We start from the raw sequence: 16,482 nt of genomic DNA on the forward strand, positions 1-16,482 counted from the left end.
TGGCCGGGTGAACGCGTTCGATCTCTCCCGTCTGCGGCCCCGGCTCCCCTCGCCCCTGGAGCCGGTGGAGGACGAGCGCTTCGCCCGGCGCGGTCTCACGCTGCTGCTCAAGCGCGACGACCTCATCCACCCCGACCTGCCGGGCAACAAGTGGCGCAAGCTCGTGCTCAACCTGCGCGCGGCGGACGGCCGGCCGGTGCTCACCTTCGGCGGCGCGTACTCGAACCACCTGCGCGCCACGGCCGCCGCGGGCCGGCTCCTCGGCTTCCCCACGATCGGCGTCGTCCGCGGCGACGAGCTGGCCGGGCGCCCGCTGAACCCGTCCCTCGCGCGGTGCGCGGCGGACGGGATGCGGCTGGAGTTCACGGACCGTGCCACGTACCGCGCGAAGAACGACCCCGCCACGCTCGCCGCGCTCCTGGAACGGGCCCCCGCCGGGACGTACGTGGTCCCGGAGGGCGGCAGCAACGCGCTCGCCGTGCACGGGTGCGTGGAGCTGGGCCGGGAGCTCGCCGGGGCGGCGGACGTGGTCGCCGTCGCCTGCGGCACGGGCGGCACCCTGGCGGGCCTCGCGGCCGGCCTCTCCCCCGGGCAGCGGGCGCTGGGGGTCCCCGTCCTCAAGGGCGGCTTCCTGGGCGCGGAGGTCCGCGCCCTCCAGGAGGCGGCGTTCGGCGGCCCGCGCGGCGACTGGGCCCTCGACGAGCGTTTCCACTGCGGCGGTTACGCCCGTACGAGCCCGGCACTTGAGGCGTTCGCACAGGACTTCGAGGCGCGGCACGGACTCGCCATCGAGCGACTGTATGTCGCCAAAATGCTCCACGGACTCGTCACCCTCGCGGAGGAGGGCGCGTTCCCGGCGGGTACCCGGCTCGCGGCGGTGGTGACGGGCGCCCCCGATCCGCTCCCGGAAGCGTCACGACTGCCGTGATCCGCCGGACAGGCCCTAGTCCGCCGTCTCCTCGCGGTACGCGGCGGCCTCCTCCAGGTCGAGGCGGCGGAGCAGCGTCCGCATCATCTCGTCGTCGATGCGGCGCGCGTCGCGCAGTTGCACGAAGACCTCGCGCTCGGCGTCGATCATCTCGCGGGAGAGCCGCCGGTAGGTGTCGTCGACGGTCTCCCCGGTGGCCTCGTTGACCGCCCCGAGCCGCTCCCACACCGCGTTCCGGCGGCGTTCCAGGACCGTGCGCAGCCGGTCGGCGAGGGGCTTCGGGAGGGCGTTGCGCTCGTCGGCGAGGAGGGCGTCGAGGCGTTCCTCCGCGGCCCGGGAGGCCTCGCTCTGGGCCTGTGCCTCGGCGAGGGTCTCGGCGTACCGGTCGCGTCCGGGGAGCTTCAGGAGCCGGATGAGCGGGGGCAGGGTGAGGCCCTGCACCACCAGCGTGCCGATGACGGTGGTGAAGGTGAGGAAGAGGACGAGGTTGCGGGCCGGGAACTCCACCCCGTCCGTGACGACGGGGATGGAGAAGGCGATCGCGAGGGAGACCACCCCGCGCATGCCGGCCCAGCCGACGACGAGCGGGGCTCTCCAGTCCACTTCCGGCTCGCGCTCGCGCACGCGGACGGAGAGCCAGCGGGGCAGGAACGTCGCGGGGTAGACCCAGACGAACCGCACGACGACCACGGCCACGAAGACCCCGACCGCGTACCAGACGGCCTCCGCCATGCCGTACTGGCCGAGGCCCTGGACGACGTACGGCAGCTGGAGTCCGATCAGGGCGAAGACGGCGGACTCCAGGATGAACGCGACCATCTTCCAGACGGCCTCCTCCTGGAGCCGGGTCGCGAAGTCGACCTGCCAGGCGCGGTGGCCGAGGAAGAGGCCGACCACGACGACGGCGAGGACGCCGGAGGCGCCGACCTCCTCCGCCGCCGCGTAGGCGACGAAGGGGATGAGGAGGGAGAGGGTGTTCTGGAGGAGGGAGTCGCCGAGGCCGCGCCGGAGCCAGTGGATGGGGACCATGAGGACCAGGCCGACGCCGATCCCGCCGAGGGCCGCGAGGGCGAACTCCCCGATGCCGCCGGCCCAGCTGATGCCCTCGCCGACCGCCGCCGCGAGGGCGACCTTGTAGGCGGTGATGGCGGTGGCGTCGTTCACCAGGGACTCGCCCTGGAGGATCGTGGTGATCCGGCCGGGCAGGCCGAGCTTGCGGGCGATGGCGGTGGCGGCGACCGCGTCCGGAGGGGCGACCACCGCGCCGAGCACGAGCGCGGCGGTGAGCGGCAGGTCGGGGACGAGGACGTACGCGAGCCAGCCCACGGCCACGGTGGCGAAGAGGACGTAGCCGACGGAGAGCAGGGCGACGGGCCGGATGTTGGCCCGCAGGTCGAGGTAGGACGATTCGACGGCCGCCGTGTAGAGGAGCGGGGGCAGGATCAGCGGCAGCACGATGTGCGGGTCGAGCGTGTAGTCCGGCACTCCGGGTACGTACGAGGCGGCGAGGCCGGCGGCGACCAGGAGCAGCGGGGCCGGCACCGGGGTCCTGCGCGCGAACCCCGCGATCGCGGCGCTCGCCGCGACCAGTGCCACCAACTGCAGTGCGTCCATGACCGTGTGCCCGTCCCTGTCCGGTGTCGCAAAGTAACCTGGCCATCATGAGCGAGTGCCCGCACGTTGCCGAAATGCCGCGCCCCGAACCGGCGGCGCTGGCCGACACCTGTCCGGAGTGCCTGGCCGACGGGACGCACCCGGTCCAGCTGCGGCTCTGTCTGACCTGTGGACACGTCGGCTGCTGCGACTCGTCGGCGGGGCGGCACGCGACGGGGCACTTCTCCTCCACCGGGCACCCGGTGATGCGGACCTTCGAGCCGGGCGAGGCCTGGCGGTGGTGCTTCGTGGACAGTTCGATCGTCTGACGGCCGGGCCGCCCGGTACGGCGGTCCTTCCGACGGTTCGACGGCTTCCCCGTTGGGTACGTCATCCCTCCGCCCGTCGCTCGTTTTCGCCCTCCGCAGGCCTCTACCCACCGTCCGCATCCATGGGCCTACCATGGGTGACGAGCGTGGTCGGGGGCCCGGGGGGCTCACGGCGACACGGCGGGACGGATCGCGATAGCGTCACGGCGGACTGCGCAGCCCCCTGCGCACCGCCCGGTCCGGGGCCTCTCCCCCCGGACCCCGAATGAGCTTGTGCCACCTTGGAGGTGAGGGTGTCCCAGATCACAGGCGAGCCCGGGACCCAGGACTTCGTGGAAGTCCGGCTGCCCGCTGCGGGTGCCTATCTGTCCGTGCTGCGTACGGCCACGGCCGGCCTCGCGGCGCGCTTGGACTTCACCCTCGACGAGATCGAGGACTTGCGGATCGCCGTCGACGAGGCCTGCGCGATCCTGCTCCAGCAGGCCGTGCCGGGGTCCGTCCTCAGCTGCGTCTTCCGGCTGGTCGACGACTCGCTGGACGTGACGGTCTCCGCCCCGACGACCGACGGCCGGGCGCCGGAGCGGGACACCTTCGCCTGGACGGTGCTGTCGGCACTGGCCGGGAAGGTGGAGTCGTCGGTGGCCGATGACCGTACGGTCTCGATCAGCCTGTACAAACAGCGCGGCGCGGGGCCAGGCCCGGCGTGAGGAGCGGGGACGCGACGGCCGGCATCCCTGAGCAGCAGGCGCGGCCGCATGAGGTCGCTACGGAGCAGGCGGACCAGATGAGCGAGCACGAGCAGCACCACCAGGTTCCCGAGACACCCGGCCTCCCGGAGGTCTCGCCGACCTCCGGGACCTCCGAGGTCGCCGAGGTCTCCGAGGCCACTGGGGCTTCTTCGGGCCTGCCGAGCGCCGAAGAGGCCAAGGCGGACGAGGCGGACGAGGTCCCGGAGCCACCCTCCGTTCCCGGCCCGACCGACCGGAGCGGCGCCCGCGCCCTCTTCGTCGAGCTGCGCGAGCTGCCGGAGGGTTCCCCGGAGAAGGCGGAGCTGCGCAACCGGCTGGTCCGGATGCACCTGCCACTCGTGGAGCACCTGGCCCGGCGCTTCCGCAACCGCGGCGAGCCGCTGGACGACCTGACGCAGGTGGCGACGATCGGCCTGATCAAGTCGGTGGACCGGTTCGACCCGGAGCGCGGGGTCGAGTTCTCGACGTACGCGACCCCGACGGTCGTCGGCGAGATCAAGCGCCACTTCCGTGACAAGGGGTGGGCGGTCCGCGTGCCGCGCCGCCTCCAGGAGCTGCGGCTCTCGCTGACCACGGCGACGGCCGAGCTCTCCCAGCAGCACGGCCGCTCCCCGACGGTGCACGAGCTGGCCGAGCGGCTCGGGATCTCGGAGGAGGAGGTCCTGGAGGGTCTCGAGTCGGCGAACGCCTACTCGACGCTCTCCCTGGACGTCCCCGACACGGACGACGAGTCGCCGGCCGTGGCGGACACGCTGGGCGCGGAGGACGAGGCCCTGGAGGGGGTCGAGTACCGCGAGTCGCTCAAGCCGCTCCTGGAGGACCTGCCGCCCCGGGAGAAGCGAATCCTGCTGCTGCGTTTCTTCGGGAACATGACCCAGTCGCAGATCGCGCAGGAGGTCGGCATCTCGCAGATGCACGTTTCTCGGCTGCTGGCTCGGACCCTGGCGTCGCTGCGGGAGAAACTTCTCGTGGAGGAGTAGGGACTCGTTACGGAGTGTCCTGGCCGGGGCGCCGGATGCCGAGCGCCTCGGTCGTGGCCGGGTTCACCAGGAGGACGAGCCCGGTCACCGCGAAGGCGCCGAGGACGACACCGGCCGGGATCATCGCGCTGTTCGCCTGGAGCATCTGCCAGGCCACCGGCAGGGCCAGGATCTGGGTGATGACGGCCGGGCCCCGGCTCCAGGAGCGGCACAGCCACAGGCCGCGGGCGGCGGCGAGCGGGATCAGGCCGAGTGCGACGAGCGTCACCGCGCCGGTCAGGGCGCCGGTGAGGTCGCCGGTCCCGTCCGAGAGGGCTTTCACCAGCATGTACACGCCGCCGGCGAGGAGCCCGAGGGCCTCGATTCCGGCCACGGCCGCCGCGGCGGCGAGACGGGTGGGGCGGGAGGTCTGCTCCGTACTGCTGCTGCTCATGAAGGGCAGGGTATCCGGGGCGCCCGCCGGGCCGGGCAGGCCGGGGTGGACCCGGCGGCACCGCCGGGAAGACCCCACCGGGCGGCACCGCCGGGAGCACTGCCCCGAGCCCCGCGGAGTGTCCGACGGGTGGTCCTGGGCTGGGACAGGTACCGCCGGGTAGGTACGCTGGCGGTCATGCGCGCACTTCTCGTGGTCAATCCGGCAGCCACCACCACCAGTGCCCGCACCCGTGACGTGCTCATCCACGCCCTGGCGAGCGAGATGAAGCTGGAGGCGGTCACCACCGAGTACCGCGGGCACGCGCGCGACCTGGGGCGGCGCGCCGCCGACGAGGGCAACATCGATCTGGTCGTGGCCCTCGGCGGCGACGGCACGGTCAACGAGGTCGTCAACGGACTGCTGCACGGCGGGCCCGATCCGGACCGGCTTCCGGGTCTCGCGGTCGTCCCCGGCGGTTCGACCAATGTCTTCGCCCGCGCGCTCGGACTGCCGAACGACGCGGTGGAGGCGACCGGCGCCCTGCTCGACGCGTTGCGTGAGCGACGGGCACGCACAGTGAGCCTCGGGCTTGCGGCGGGGACCCCGGGCACCGAGGACGAAGCGGTGCCGTCGCGCTGGTTCACCTTCTGCGCCGGCCTCGGATTCGACGCGAGCGTCATCGGCCGGGTCGAACAGCAGAGGGAGCGCGGAAAGAGATCCACGCACGCCCTCTATCTGCGCCAGGTGTTCCGCCAGTTCCTGGAGGAGCCGCACCGGCGGCACGGCACGATCACCCTGGAGCGCCCCGGCGCGGAGCCGGTCGAGGACCTCGTCCTTTCCATAATCTGCAACACCTCCCCCTGGACCTACCTGGGCAATCGTCCGGTGTACGCGTCCCCGGAGGCGTCCTTCGAAACCGCTCTCGACGTGCTCGGACTGAGCCGTCTTTCCACTCCGGCGGTGGCCCGCTACGCCACTCAGCTGCTCACTTCCACGCCGGAGCGAGGGCCCCGCGGCAAGCATGCCGTGACTCTGCACGACCTGACCGACTTCACCTTGCATTCCAAGGTCCCCCTCCCCCTTCAGATGGACGGAGACCACCTGGGACTGCGTACGAGCGTGACGTTCACAGGCGTACGCCGTGCACTGCGTGTGATTGTGTGAGTGGAAGGGCCCAAAGTCCTTTCACTCGAACGTTTAGGCTGGCATCCACCCCTTAGAAGTACGGCTGTGACCTAGTCGACACCGAGGAATCAAAAAAAACTTTCCGGAAGGGGTTGTATCCGGTGTCGAGGTTTGCGAGTCTCTTCTTGGCGATCGGGACGGCCCGCAACACCGGCCTCCACTGAGAGCCAGAACCCCTCCTCAGTACCTGGACCACACCAGTTCATCTGGCAGTCGGCCCTTCACTTACGGGGGGATTCGTGAAAGCGTTCACATTCACAAGCAACCAGCTTGTAACACCCTAGAGAGGTAGCAGCCATGGACTGGCGTCACAACGCCGTTTGTCGTGAGGAAGACCCCGAGCTGTTCTTCCCCATCGGCAACACCGGTCCTGCGCTGCTGCAGATCGAGGAAGCCAAGGCCGTCTGCCGCCGCTGCCCCGTCATGGAGCAGTGCCTGCAGTGGGCGCTCGAGTCCGGCCAGGACTCCGGCGTCTGGGGTGGCCTCAGCGAGGACGAGCGCCGCGCAATGAAGCGCCGTGCCGCTCGCAACCGGGCGCGTAACGCTACCGCCTGACACCCCGCCGAAAGCCTGAGGCCAGCGGCGCATACATCGCGTATGCAATCACCGCCCTCGAGTCGCAGCGCGCAGCAGTAACCCACAGCATTCGAGCCCCGGACCGATCTCCTCGGTCCGGGGCTCGCTGCTGTGCCGCCCGCCTCAAGTGGTCACAGTGATCACGGCGGTTACAGCAATCACAGCGGTCACCGCGGTTACTTCTGCGGCAGTACGGGGATGTCGAGGATCACCTTCGTGCCGCGCTCGGCGCCGGGGACCATGTCGAAGGTTCCGCCCAACTCCCCCTCCACCAGCGTCCGTACGATCTGGAGGCCGAGGTTGCCGGCCCGCTGCGGGTCGAAGCCCTCGGGCAGACCGCGGCCGTCGTCCTGGACCGTGATCAGGAGCCGGGCGTCGACGCGGGGCTCGCCGCGGACGGCGGTGACCTCGACGGTGCCCTGCTCGCCCTGGGCGAAGGCGTGTTCCAGGGCGTTCTGGAGGATCTCCGTGAGGACCATGGAGAGCGGGGTCGCGACCTCGGCGTCGAGAATGCCGAAGCGGCCGTTGCGGCGGCAGGTGACCTTGCCCGGGGAGATCTCGGCGACCATCGCGATCACCCGGTCGGCGATCTCGTCGAACTCGACGCGCTCGTCCAGGTTCTGAGACAGCGTCTCGTGGACGATGGCGATCGAACCGACGCGCCGCACGGCCTCGTTGAGCGCCTCACGGCCGCGGTCGGAGTCCATCCGGCGGGCCTGGAGGCGCAACAGGGCGGCCACCGTCTGGAGGTTGTTCTTCACCCGGTGGTGGATCTCCCGGATGGTGGCGTCCTTGGTGATCAACTCGCGCTCGCGGCGTCGCAGTTCGGTGACGTCGCGGAGGAGGACGAGCGAACCGATCCGGGTGCCCTTGGGGCTGAGCGGGATCGCCCGCAGCTGGATCACTCCGCCGTTGCCCTCGACCTCGAACTCGCGCGGCGCGTAGCCGGAGGCCACCTTGACCAGGGCTTCGTCGACCGGACCTCGGGAGGGGGCGAACTCCGCGGTGATCTGGCCGAGGTGCTGGCCGACGAGGTCGGCGGCGAGTCCGAGCCGGTGGTAGGCGGAGAGGGCGTTGGGCGAGGCGTACTGGACGACGCCTTCCGCGTCCAGGCGGACGAGGCCGTCGCCGGCGCGCGGCGAGGAGTCCATGTCGACCTGCTCGCCGGGGAAGGGAAACGTTCCGGCCGCGATCATCTGGGCGAGGTCGGAGGCGGACTGGAGGTAGGTGAGCTCAAGCCGGGAGGGGGTGCGGACGGTGAGCAGGTTGGTGTTGCGGGCGATGACGCCGAGGACCCGGCCCTCGCGGCGTACGGGGATGGACTCGACCCGTACGGGGACCTCCTCGCGCCACTCGGGGTCGCCCTCGCGGACGATCCGGCCCTCGTCGAGGGCGGCGTCGAGCAGGGGGCGGCGGCCGCGCGGCACCAGGTGGCCGACCATGTCGTCCTGGTAGGACGTGGGGCCGGTGTTGGGCCGCATCTGGGCGACGGAGACGTATCGCGTGCCGTCGAGGGTGGGAACCCACAGGACGAGGTCGGCGAAGGAGAGGTCGGAGAGCAGCTGCCACTCCGACACCAGCAGGTGGAGCCACTCGAGGTCGGAGTCGCTCAGGGCTGTGTGCTGGCGCACGAGGTCGTTCATGGAGGGCACGGTGCGAGGGTACCTGCGGAATTGCAGGGGCGGTGAACCTGGATCTCCGGGCGTCCGTGTTGGAGGATGGGCCGGGAAGGACCGCGCTCCTGTGGATGGACAGACAAGAATGGTCTAGTCCACAATGAACGCTACAAGCCTCCATCCTCCCCGCACAGGAGGATGGAACGAGGTACCCGACGCTCTCTGCCCTGACTGCGTCGAGACCTCCCACACGGCCGAGGGACCGCACACCCCCGGCCGAGCAACTCCGGGCTGCGGTGCCGGACGGGTTGAGGGTCCCGTCAGGCGCCGCGGCCCGCGGGTGTTTCCGGGGCCGTCTCCCGGGCCGTTGCCGGCGCCGATGGCGACGTCGCGGCCGGGACCGTTTCCACGGGCCAGGAGCTCATCGCCCACTCCGCCACCGCCGCGAGATCCTCCCGCGTCGCCCCGTCGCGGGCCTGCTGGGACATGCCCTGGAGTACGGCGCCGCTGAAGCGGGCGAGCGCGCGGGCGTCGGTGCCCGACGACAGCTCCCCCGCCTCGACGCCCCGGCGGATCCGGGCCTCGAAGGAGGTCAGATTGGCCTCCCGGCGTGCGCGGAGGGCCTCCTCCACCTCGGGGGTCGAGCAGTTGATCGCGGCGGAGATCATCAGACAGCCGCGCGGATGGCCCGACTCCGTGAAGAGCTCCGCCGCCTCCCGCAGGACGCGCCCGATGGCACCGCGGGCCGTCGGCTCCTCGGCGAAGGCACGGCCGCCGTACGCCCCGTACGACCCCGCGTACGCCTCCACGACCTCCTCGAAGAGCGTCCGCTTGTCGCCGAACGCCGCGTAGAGGCTGGGCGCGCTGATGCCCATGGCGCGGGTGAGGTCGGCGACGGAGGTCGTCTCGTAGCCGTGCTCCCAGAAGGCCATCGTGGCCTGCTCCAGGGCCGTGAGCCGGTCGAAGGAGCGGGGGCGGCCGCGCTGTCTCGTCACCATGGAGTGAATTCTATAGCGCGCGTTACGAAAGCTGGGGTACGGTCTTTTCGTAACGACCACTACACAAACAGGGGGGCGTCGCCATGGGCGTGCTCGCAGGCAAGACGGCACTGGTCACGGGCGGCAGCCGGGGCATCGGCCGGGGGATCGCCGAGCGGCTCGGCCGCGAGGGCGCGCGGGTCGCCGTGCACTACGGGAGCAACGAGACGGCGGCGAAGGAGACCGTCACGGCGATCGAGGCGGCGGGCGGCGAGGCCTTCGCGATCGGGCGGGAGCTCGGGACGCCGGGAGACGCGGCGGCACTCTGGGCGGCCTTCGACGAGCGCGCGGACGGCCTGGACATCCTCGTGAACAACGCCGGGATCGGGGCGAGCCGGCCCTTCGGGACGATCGCAGAGGAGGAGTACGACCGGATCTTCGCGGTCAACACGAAGGCGCCGTTCTTCCTGGCGCAGCTGGGTGCGGAGCGACTGCGGGACGGCGGCCGGATCGTCAACGTCTCGACGGGCCTGAGCAAGGCGGCCCTCATGCCGGAGACGATCGCGTACGCGATGTCGAAGGGCGCGCTGGACGTCTTCACCCGCTATCTGTCGAAGGTCCTCGGGCCGCGGCGGATCACGGTCAACGCGGTGGCGCCGGGGATCGTGGACACGGACATCAACGCGGGCTGGCTGCGGGGCGACGAGCAGGCCTGGGCGGGGGCGGCGGCGATGTCGGCGCTCGGAGGGGTCGGCACGCCGGCGGAGATAGCGGACGTGGTGGCCTTCCTGGTCTCCGAGGACGCGCGCTGGGTGACGGGCCACTGGATCGACGCCACGGGCGGCTCGCTGGCCTGAGCCGACGCACGGGGGCTTCGGGCGCGCGGGGGCAGGGGGCGCAAAGCACAGGGGCGCAGGGGGGCGTGGAGGCCGCGGTGGGCGGGGGTTCGAGTGGCTGGGGGGACGGGGGCGGCCGACGATGGTGGCGGTGCCGTCCGCACCGCGGAACGACATGAGGAGACGGCCTCCCCTCTGCTAGATTTGGCTTTGATTGGTCTATACCACATGGCCCCTCCTCCAGCCCCTCCACCAGATCGGCAGGCACAGCGTGGAAGTTGTCATCGTCAAGGACGCCAAGGCAGGCGGCGAGCTCATCGCGGACGGCATCGCCGGCCTCCTGCGCCGCAAGCCCGACGCGCTGCTCGGCGTGGCCACGGGTTCGACTCCGATCCCCATCTACGACGCCCTGACCGCCCAGGTCGCGGCCGGTTCCGTGGACGCCTCCCGGGCCCGGATCGCCCAGCTGGACGAGTACGTCGGGCTGCCGTCCGGGCACCCCGAGTCGTACCGCTCCACCGTGCTCCGCCAGGTCGTCGAGCCGCTCGGGCTCTCCCCCGAGGCCTTCATGGGCCCCGACGGCTCCGCCGAGGACGTCCAGGCGGCGTGCGAGGCGTACGACAAGGCGCTGGCCGAGGCCGGCGGCGTGGACCTGCAGATCCTGGGCATCGGCACCGACGGGCACATCGGCTTCAACGAGCCGTGCTCCTCGCTCGCTTCGCGCACCCGGATCAAGACGCTCACCGAGCAGACCCGCGTGGACAACGCGCGCTTCTTCGACAACGACATCGAGCAGGTGCCGCACCACGTCATCACCCAGGGCATCGGCACCATCCTGGAGGCCCGGCACCTGGTGCTGCTCGCCACCGGCGAGGGCAAGGCCGAGGCCGTGGCGCAGACCGTCGAGGGCCCCGTGGCGGCGCTCGTGCCGGCCTCCGCGCTCCAGCTGCACCCGCACGCCACGGTCGTCGTGGACGAGGCCGCGGCCTCGAAGCTGAAGCTCGCGGAGTACTTCCGCCAGACCTTCGCCGCCAAGCCGGCCTGGCAGGGCATCTGAGCAGGGCATCCGAGCAGGGCATCCGAGCAGGGTGTCCGAGGGACACGGACACGACGAAGGGGCCCGGCACCTGGTTTCAGGTGCCGGGCCCCTTCGCGTGCGGACGACGGTGGCGGTGGTCAGGCGCCGGTGCCGGCCACGGCCTCGGCGGCCGCGCGGCCGCAGACCCGGGCCGCGCCGTGCGTGGCGATGTGCAGGGCCCCGCGGGGCTCCGCCTCGTTGAGGCCCATCTCGACCACGACGGTGTCGGGGCGGGCCGCGAGGAGGCCGTCCAGGGCCTCGGTCATCCACGGGTGGCGGTGGGCGTCACGGACGACCGCGACGATCCGGCGCTCCCCCGCGGCGGCGAGGATCGCGTCCACGGAGGCATCGGCGTACGAGCCGGTCTCCGTGCCGGGCAGCAGGCGCTCCAGCTCCGCCGCGATGCCCCAGGGCGTCTCGTCGCCGACCGCGAAGTTCGCGACCGGGGTGAAGGAGGCCACGTAGGGAGCGCTGCTCACCGGCGTGTAGGGCCGCTCTCCCCGGGTCACCTTCAGGGCCCGGCGCGCCGCGACGAGTCCGATGTCGGCGCCGGGCGCGGTCCCCTCCTGCACTGCCGCGCCCGACGCCGATTCGGCCCCCCTGGCCCGGTGCGACTGGGTCCAGGACGCCAGGGCGCGCACGCGCGCCGCGGCGTCGGCCAGCCGCTCCTCGGGCAGTTCACCGGTCCGTACCGCGTCGACCAGCGCGTCGCGCAGCCGCAGTACGGTGTCCTCGTCGCACAGCCCGCCGCCGACGCAGATGGCGTCGGCGCCCGCGGCGATCGCGAGGACGGATCCGCGTTCGATGCCGTACGTCGCCGCGACGGCCTGCATCTCCATGCCGTCGGTGACGATCAGCCCCTCGAAGCCCAGCTCCTGGCGCAGCAGACCGGTGAGGATCTGCGGGCTCAGCGTGGCCGGACGGTGCGGGTCGAGCGCGGACAGAAGGATATGCGCGCTCATGACCGCTTTGGTACCCGCGGCGATGGCGGCGCGGAAAGGTACCAGCTCACGGGCGTGCAGTGTGGCGAGGTCCACATCGATCCGGGGCAGCGCGTCGTGCGAGTCGACGTTGGTGTCGCCGTGTCCCGGGAAGTGCTTTGTGCAGGCCGCGACCCCGACGCCCTGGAGGCCGTCGACGTACGCCACGGTGTGCCGGGCGACCAGGTCCGGGTCCGGCCCGAAGGACCGGACGCCGATGACCGGGTTCTCGGCGTTGGAGTTGACGTCCGCCGAGGGCGCCCAGTTGAGGTCGACGCCGCACTGGGCGAGCCGGCGGCCGAGCTCGCGGGCCACGGCCCGGGTGAGCTCGACGTCGTCGACGCTGCCCAGCGCGTAGCTGCCGGGGAAGGACGAGCCCTGCTTCACTTCCAGGCGGGTGACGTCCCCGCCCTCCTCGTCGATGGCGACGAGGACGTCGTCCCGCTCGGCCCGCAGTTGCGCGGTGAGCGCGGCGAGCTGCTCGGGGCTGACGATGTTCCGGCCGAAGAGGCCGACCGAGGACAGGCCCTCGCCGATGTGGCGGCGCAGCCAGTCGGGGGCGGTGGTGCCGACGAAGCCGGGCTGGAGCACCGTGAGCGCGTCTCGGGTCAGGGTGTCCGAGGCGTGTACGAGAGTGGTCATGGGAGCCGTTATCCCTTCACCGCGCCGGCGGTCATGCCGCCGACGGCCTTGCGCTGGAGGAAGAGGAACACGATGAGCACGGGGAGGGCGAAGAGCGTGGAGGCGGCCATGGTGGCGCCCCAGTCGTTGCCGAACGCGGTCTGGAACTGCGTCAGCCAGAGCGTCAGGGTCTGGTTCTCCGCGTCCTTGTTCAGGACGAGGACCATCGCGAACTCGTTCCAGGCGGTGATGAAGCCGAAGAGCGAGGTCGACATCAGGCCGGGGGCGAGCAGCGGGAAGATCACCTTGCGGAACGCCTGGCCGCGGGTGCAGCCGTCGATCTGGGCGGCCTCCTCCAGCTCGACCGGGACGGCGGCGATGAAGCCGCGCAGGGTCCAGATGGTGAAGGGCAGGACCATCACGAAGTAGATCATCGTGAGCAGCGGGATGCTGTTCAGCATGTCGCCGTCGCGGGCGATCATGTACATCGCGATGATCATGACCTCCCAGGGGGCCATCTGCGCCATCATCACGATCAGGACGATGCCCTTGCGGCCCTTGAACTTCATCCGGGCGATCGCGAAGCTCGCGGCCAGGGCGACGACGAGGGCGAGGAGCACCGCGCCGACGGTCACGATGAGGCTGTTCGTGACGTACGTCCAGAACAGGTCGACGCCGGTCGCCGTCGTGTAGTTCTCGAAGGTCGGGGTGAAGACGAAGACGGGGTCCTTGGTGAGGATCTCCGACTGCGGCTTCAGCGAGGACGAGAACATCCAGTAGACGGGGAAGACGAAGATCGCCGCGAGGACGAGCGCCGCGAGGTTCTTCGCCACCGCGGCGGGCCGGAGAGGCTTGCGGGTGCGCAGCTTCTGCGGGGTCCGCTCCGACTGGGGGGTCTGCGTGGTGGTGCTCACTGCTCATCCTCCTGCTTCAGGATCAGGCGGAAGTAGAAGGACATGGCCACGATCAGCATGATGATCGTGAGGATCGAGATGGCCGCCGCGAGGCCGTAGTGCTGCTGTCCGAGGCCCTCGATGTAGGCGTAGACGGGCAGCGTCTCGGAGCCGCGGTCGGGGCCGCCGGCGTTCATCGCGTAGACCTGGGCGAACGCCTTGAAGATCCAGATGATCTCCAGGAACGTGGTGATCAGGAAGAACGGCTTCAGGTTCGGGAAGACCACGGACCAGAAGGTGCGCCAGCCGCTCGCGCCGTCCATCTTGGCGGCCTCGTACAGCTCGGTCCCCACGGTGGTGAGGGCGGCGTACATGTTGAGGGCGACGAAGGGGATGGAGCCCCAGACCAGCAGGATCAGGATGATGACGAGGGCGTCGAAGCCGGTCTCGAACCAGTTGTGCTGCTCGTAGCCGGAGAAGCCGAGTGTGCGCATCACCCAGTTGGCGACGCCGAACTGCTCGTCGAAGAGCCACCGGAAGACGGTGATCGAGGCGATGACCGGCATGGCCCAGGCGAACATCAGCGCCAGGGAGAGCACGAGTCGCATCTTCTTGCCGAGGCGGTTGAGCAGCAGGCCGATCAGGGTGCCGATCACCATGATCAGGGCCACGTTGGCCGCGGTGAAGACGACCGACCGGACGACGACGGTCCAGAAGTCGGGGTCCTGCAGGAGCTGGGTGTAGTTGTCGAAGCCGACCCAGGGCGTCTCGCGCCGGATCATCTCGCGCTTGTTGACCCCCTGGAAGGAGAGGATCAGGTTGCGGAACAGCGGGTAGAGCAGCAGCACGGCCATGGAGAGCAGGGCCGGCGTGACGAGCAGGTACGGCAGCAGCCCGCTGGGCAGGGAGCGTCTCCCGCGCGAGGGCTGAAGGACTTCCTTCGTACCGGAAGGGGGTGGCGGAGTCTGAGACTTCCCTGCCGCCCTCCCGGGCGCGTCCGGGGAAGCGGCGCTCGCCGTCCCCTGGGAGTCCACGGTCATGGTCTTATTCCTCGCGGTTCTGGGGCTCCCGCGCCCACCGGGTCGCGGCCCGGGGGAGCGGGCCGCTGATCACTGCGCCGACCCGGTGGCGTGGCCGAAAGGTACCGGCCACGCCACCGGGCTGGGGATTACTGCTGGTTGATGCGCTCGGTGATGACCTTGTCGGCGGCCTCGCCGGCCTTCTGCGCGTCCTCGCCCTTCAGGACCTTGGTCATGTAGTCCTTGATCGGGTTCGGGGCGGTCTCGACGTTGGCCCAGCCCTCGGTGACCGGGGTGATCTTGCCGGTGCTGGCGGCCTTCACCATGGCCTCGGCGAAGGAGCCGGCCTCCGGCTGGAACTGCGCGGCCGGGTCGTTCGGGATGATCCCGCCCTTGTTGGCCTTGCCGTACTCGGCCATCTGCTTCTTGCTGACGGCGAGGGCCAGCCACTCCTTCGCGAGGTCCTTGTTCTGGGAGCGCTCGGCGATGGCGAGGTTCGAGCCGCCGAAGAAGACGGAGCCCGGCTTGTCAGCGGTCTTGCCCGGGATCGGGAAGTAGCCGAAGTCGGCCTTCTTGCCGGCCTTCTCGATCTCGGCGACAGCGCCGCCGGCCTCCCAGCCGAGACCGATCCAGGACGCGACGCCGCCCTTGGGGACGATGTCGACGGACTGCTGCGGGGTCGCCTCGTCCTTGTCCTTCGGACCGGTCGAGAAGGACTGCAGCTCCTTGTAGAAGTTCATGGCGGCCGCGGCCTGCGGGGTGCCGAGGGTGCCCTTCCACTTGTCGCCGTCCTTGACGGCCAGGTCGCCGCCCTCGTCCCAGATGAGACCGGCGAGGACGTACCAGCTCTGACCGGGCAGGTAGATCGGCTGACCCTTGGGGTCGGCGGCCTTGAGCTTCTTCAGGCCGTCGATCCACTCGGCGCGGGTCTTCGGCGGGGTGACGCCGGCCTTCTTGTACGCGGCCTTGTCGTAGATCACGACACGGTTGGCGGCCCACCAGGGGGCGGCGAAGAGCTTGCCCTCCAGCTCGGCGGAGGGCTTGATGCCCTCGCTCCAGTTGGCGTAGCCCAGCGTCTCCTTGTCGCCCGTCAGGTCGGCGAGACCACCGGAGGCGGCGTAACCCGTCGTCTGGGTGTTACCGAGCTCCAGGACGTCCGGCGGGGTGTCCTCGGAGAGAGCCGTGGTGACCTTGGTCTGGATGTCGGTCCACTGCTGCGTCTCGACCTTGACCTTGACGCCCGGGTGCTTGGCCTCGAACTCCTTGTTGACGCCGTCGATCCACGTCTGCGGCGCCGAACCGTCCATGACCCAGACGGTCAGGTTCTTGTTGCCACCGGCGGACGGCTTCGCGCCGTCCTTGCCCGTGTCGCTGTCCGAACCACATGCAGCGATAGAGACCATCATGCCCGCGACGCCGATCGCCGCGATGAGCTTGCGCTTCACGCCACCCTCCTCAGGGATGCCTGCAAACCCCTGCCCACCGCGCGAAGACATTCGTCAGGTAGTGCTCGTGGGGCTGGGACCTGGTCTTTAATGGTTTAGACCAGTACCCGGAGCTTGGCCTAGACCTTTAGGGGTGTCAAGGGTGTATAAGAAGGGCAGTCGCGTCCGTTATCGGACCGACACCTGAGGTAGGGCGACGACCCGTGACCGGTCCGTGCCACCATGTGAGCCGCTACAGACGGAGGAGCCGGTGACGGCAGCA

At 70.6% G+C, this 16,482-nt stretch carries 15 protein-coding genes and 1 pseudogene; 8 read left to right on the forward strand and 8 right to left on the reverse strand.

Annotation, left to right across the window (positions count from 1 at the left end):
• The first annotated feature begins 7 nt into the window (after nucleotides 1-7).
• On the forward strand, nucleotides 8-928 hold the full coding sequence (locus ACFC0G_RS10460; RefSeq protein ID WP_376400281.1) for a 1-aminocyclopropane-1-carboxylate deaminase/D-cysteine desulfhydrase: 921 nt from the start codon (nucleotides 8-10) through the stop codon (nucleotides 926-928).
• 15 nt (nucleotides 929-943) lie between these two features.
• Here ACFC0G_RS10460 and ACFC0G_RS10465 read toward each other — a convergent pair whose 3' ends face one another.
• On the reverse strand, nucleotides 944-2,542 hold the full coding sequence (locus ACFC0G_RS10465) for a Na+/H+ antiporter (protein WP_376400284.1): 1,599 nt from the start codon (nucleotides 2,540-2,542) through the stop codon (nucleotides 944-946).
• Between the two features lie 47 nt (nucleotides 2,543-2,589).
• Between ACFC0G_RS10465 and ACFC0G_RS10470 the strand changes: the two genes are divergently transcribed.
• The 3 genes from ACFC0G_RS10470 (at nucleotide 2,590) to ACFC0G_RS10480 (ending at nucleotide 4,579) form a co-directional block, all read left to right on the forward strand.
• Nucleotides 2,590-2,850 carry a UBP-type zinc finger domain-containing protein gene (locus ACFC0G_RS10470; RefSeq protein ID WP_376400287.1) on the forward strand — a complete coding sequence of 87 codons (261 nt, stop codon included), beginning with the start codon at nucleotides 2,590-2,592 and terminating at the stop codon, nucleotides 2,848-2,850.
• Nucleotides 2,851-3,143: 293 nt separating this feature from the next.
• Nucleotides 3,144-3,557 (forward strand): anti-sigma regulatory factor, encoded by a 414-nt coding sequence (locus ACFC0G_RS10475; RefSeq protein ID WP_024761155.1) that lies wholly within the window; start codon nucleotides 3,144-3,146, stop codon nucleotides 3,555-3,557.
• A complete protein-coding gene (locus ACFC0G_RS10480; RefSeq protein WP_376400291.1) occupies nucleotides 3,554-4,579 on the forward strand; it encodes an RNA polymerase sigma factor SigF in 1,026 nt (341 codons plus the stop codon). The genes ACFC0G_RS10475 and ACFC0G_RS10480 overlap by 4 nt, the downstream gene beginning before the upstream one ends.
• 7 nt (nucleotides 4,580-4,586) lie before the next feature.
• Here ACFC0G_RS10480 and ACFC0G_RS10485 read toward each other — a convergent pair whose 3' ends face one another.
• Nucleotides 4,587-5,012 carry a hypothetical protein gene (locus tag ACFC0G_RS10485; RefSeq protein WP_376400294.1) on the reverse strand — a complete coding sequence of 142 codons (426 nt, stop codon included), beginning with the start codon at nucleotides 5,010-5,012 and terminating at the stop codon, nucleotides 4,587-4,589.
• A gap of 177 nt (nucleotides 5,013-5,189) precedes the next feature.
• On the opposite strand from ACFC0G_RS10485, the gene ACFC0G_RS10490 reads away from it, so the two are divergent.
• Together ACFC0G_RS10490 and ACFC0G_RS10495 are read left to right on the forward strand one after the other, a co-directional pair.
• Nucleotides 5,190-6,158, forward strand: coding sequence for a diacylglycerol/lipid kinase family protein (locus tag ACFC0G_RS10490; protein WP_376400297.1), 969 nt, complete (start codon nucleotides 5,190-5,192; stop codon nucleotides 6,156-6,158).
• 318 nt (nucleotides 6,159-6,476) lie between these two features.
• A complete protein-coding gene (locus ACFC0G_RS10495) occupies nucleotides 6,477-6,734 on the forward strand; it encodes a WhiB family transcriptional regulator (protein ID WP_004937597.1) in 258 nt (85 codons plus the stop codon).
• Nucleotides 6,735-6,931: 197 nt separating this feature from the next.
• Here the strand turns inward: ACFC0G_RS10495 and ACFC0G_RS10500 are convergent, their stop codons facing one another.
• On the reverse strand, nucleotides 6,932-8,398 hold the full coding sequence (locus tag ACFC0G_RS10500) for a sensor histidine kinase (RefSeq protein ID WP_376400300.1): 1,467 nt from the start codon (nucleotides 8,396-8,398) through the stop codon (nucleotides 6,932-6,934).
• Between the two features lie 293 nt (nucleotides 8,399-8,691).
• Nucleotides 8,692-9,369: a TetR/AcrR family transcriptional regulator gene (locus ACFC0G_RS10505; protein ID WP_376400303.1), complete on the reverse strand. Its 678-nt coding sequence runs from the start codon at nucleotides 9,367-9,369 to the stop codon at nucleotides 8,692-8,694.
• Between the two features lie 83 nt (nucleotides 9,370-9,452).
• Here ACFC0G_RS10505 and ACFC0G_RS10510 point away from each other — a divergent pair, with 83 nt between their 5' ends.
• Together ACFC0G_RS10510 and nagB are read left to right on the forward strand one after the other, a co-directional pair.
• Complete coding sequence (locus ACFC0G_RS10510) at nucleotides 9,453-10,205, forward strand: SDR family oxidoreductase (RefSeq protein WP_376400306.1); 753 nt, start codon at nucleotides 9,453-9,455, stop codon at nucleotides 10,203-10,205.
• A gap of 250 nt (nucleotides 10,206-10,455) precedes the next feature.
• Nucleotides 10,456-11,241: a glucosamine-6-phosphate deaminase gene (gene nagB / locus ACFC0G_RS10515; RefSeq protein WP_376400521.1), complete on the forward strand. Its 786-nt coding sequence runs from the start codon at nucleotides 10,456-10,458 to the stop codon at nucleotides 11,239-11,241.
• A gap of 119 nt (nucleotides 11,242-11,360) precedes the next feature.
• Here the strand turns inward: nagB and ACFC0G_RS10520 are convergent, their stop codons facing one another.
• The 4 genes and pseudogenes from ACFC0G_RS10520 to ACFC0G_RS10535 all read right to left on the reverse strand — a co-directional run.
• Entirely contained in the window at nucleotides 11,361-12,884 is a 1,524-nt protein-coding gene (locus ACFC0G_RS10520) for a glycoside hydrolase family 3 protein (protein ID WP_376400309.1), read from the reverse strand.
• Between the two features lie 8 nt (nucleotides 12,885-12,892).
• Nucleotides 12,893-13,729, reverse strand: a complete 837-nt coding sequence (locus tag ACFC0G_RS10525) for a carbohydrate ABC transporter permease (RefSeq protein WP_376400524.1) — start codon at nucleotides 13,727-13,729, stop codon at nucleotides 12,893-12,895.
• Between the two features lie 44 nt (nucleotides 13,730-13,773).
• Entirely contained in the window at nucleotides 13,774-14,796 is a 1,023-nt protein-coding gene (locus tag ACFC0G_RS10530) for a carbohydrate ABC transporter permease (protein WP_376400312.1), read from the reverse strand.
• A 326-nt stretch (nucleotides 14,797-15,122) separates the two neighbouring features.
• Nucleotides 15,123-16,271 (reverse strand): annotated as a pseudogene (locus ACFC0G_RS10535) (extracellular solute-binding protein); the annotation flags it as partial.
• Nucleotides 16,272-16,482: the final 211 nt, after the last annotated feature.

It is taken from the genome of Streptomyces sp. NPDC056169, assembly GCF_042268445.1.
Classification (GTDB): domain Bacteria; phylum Actinomycetota; class Actinomycetes; order Streptomycetales; family Streptomycetaceae; genus Streptomyces.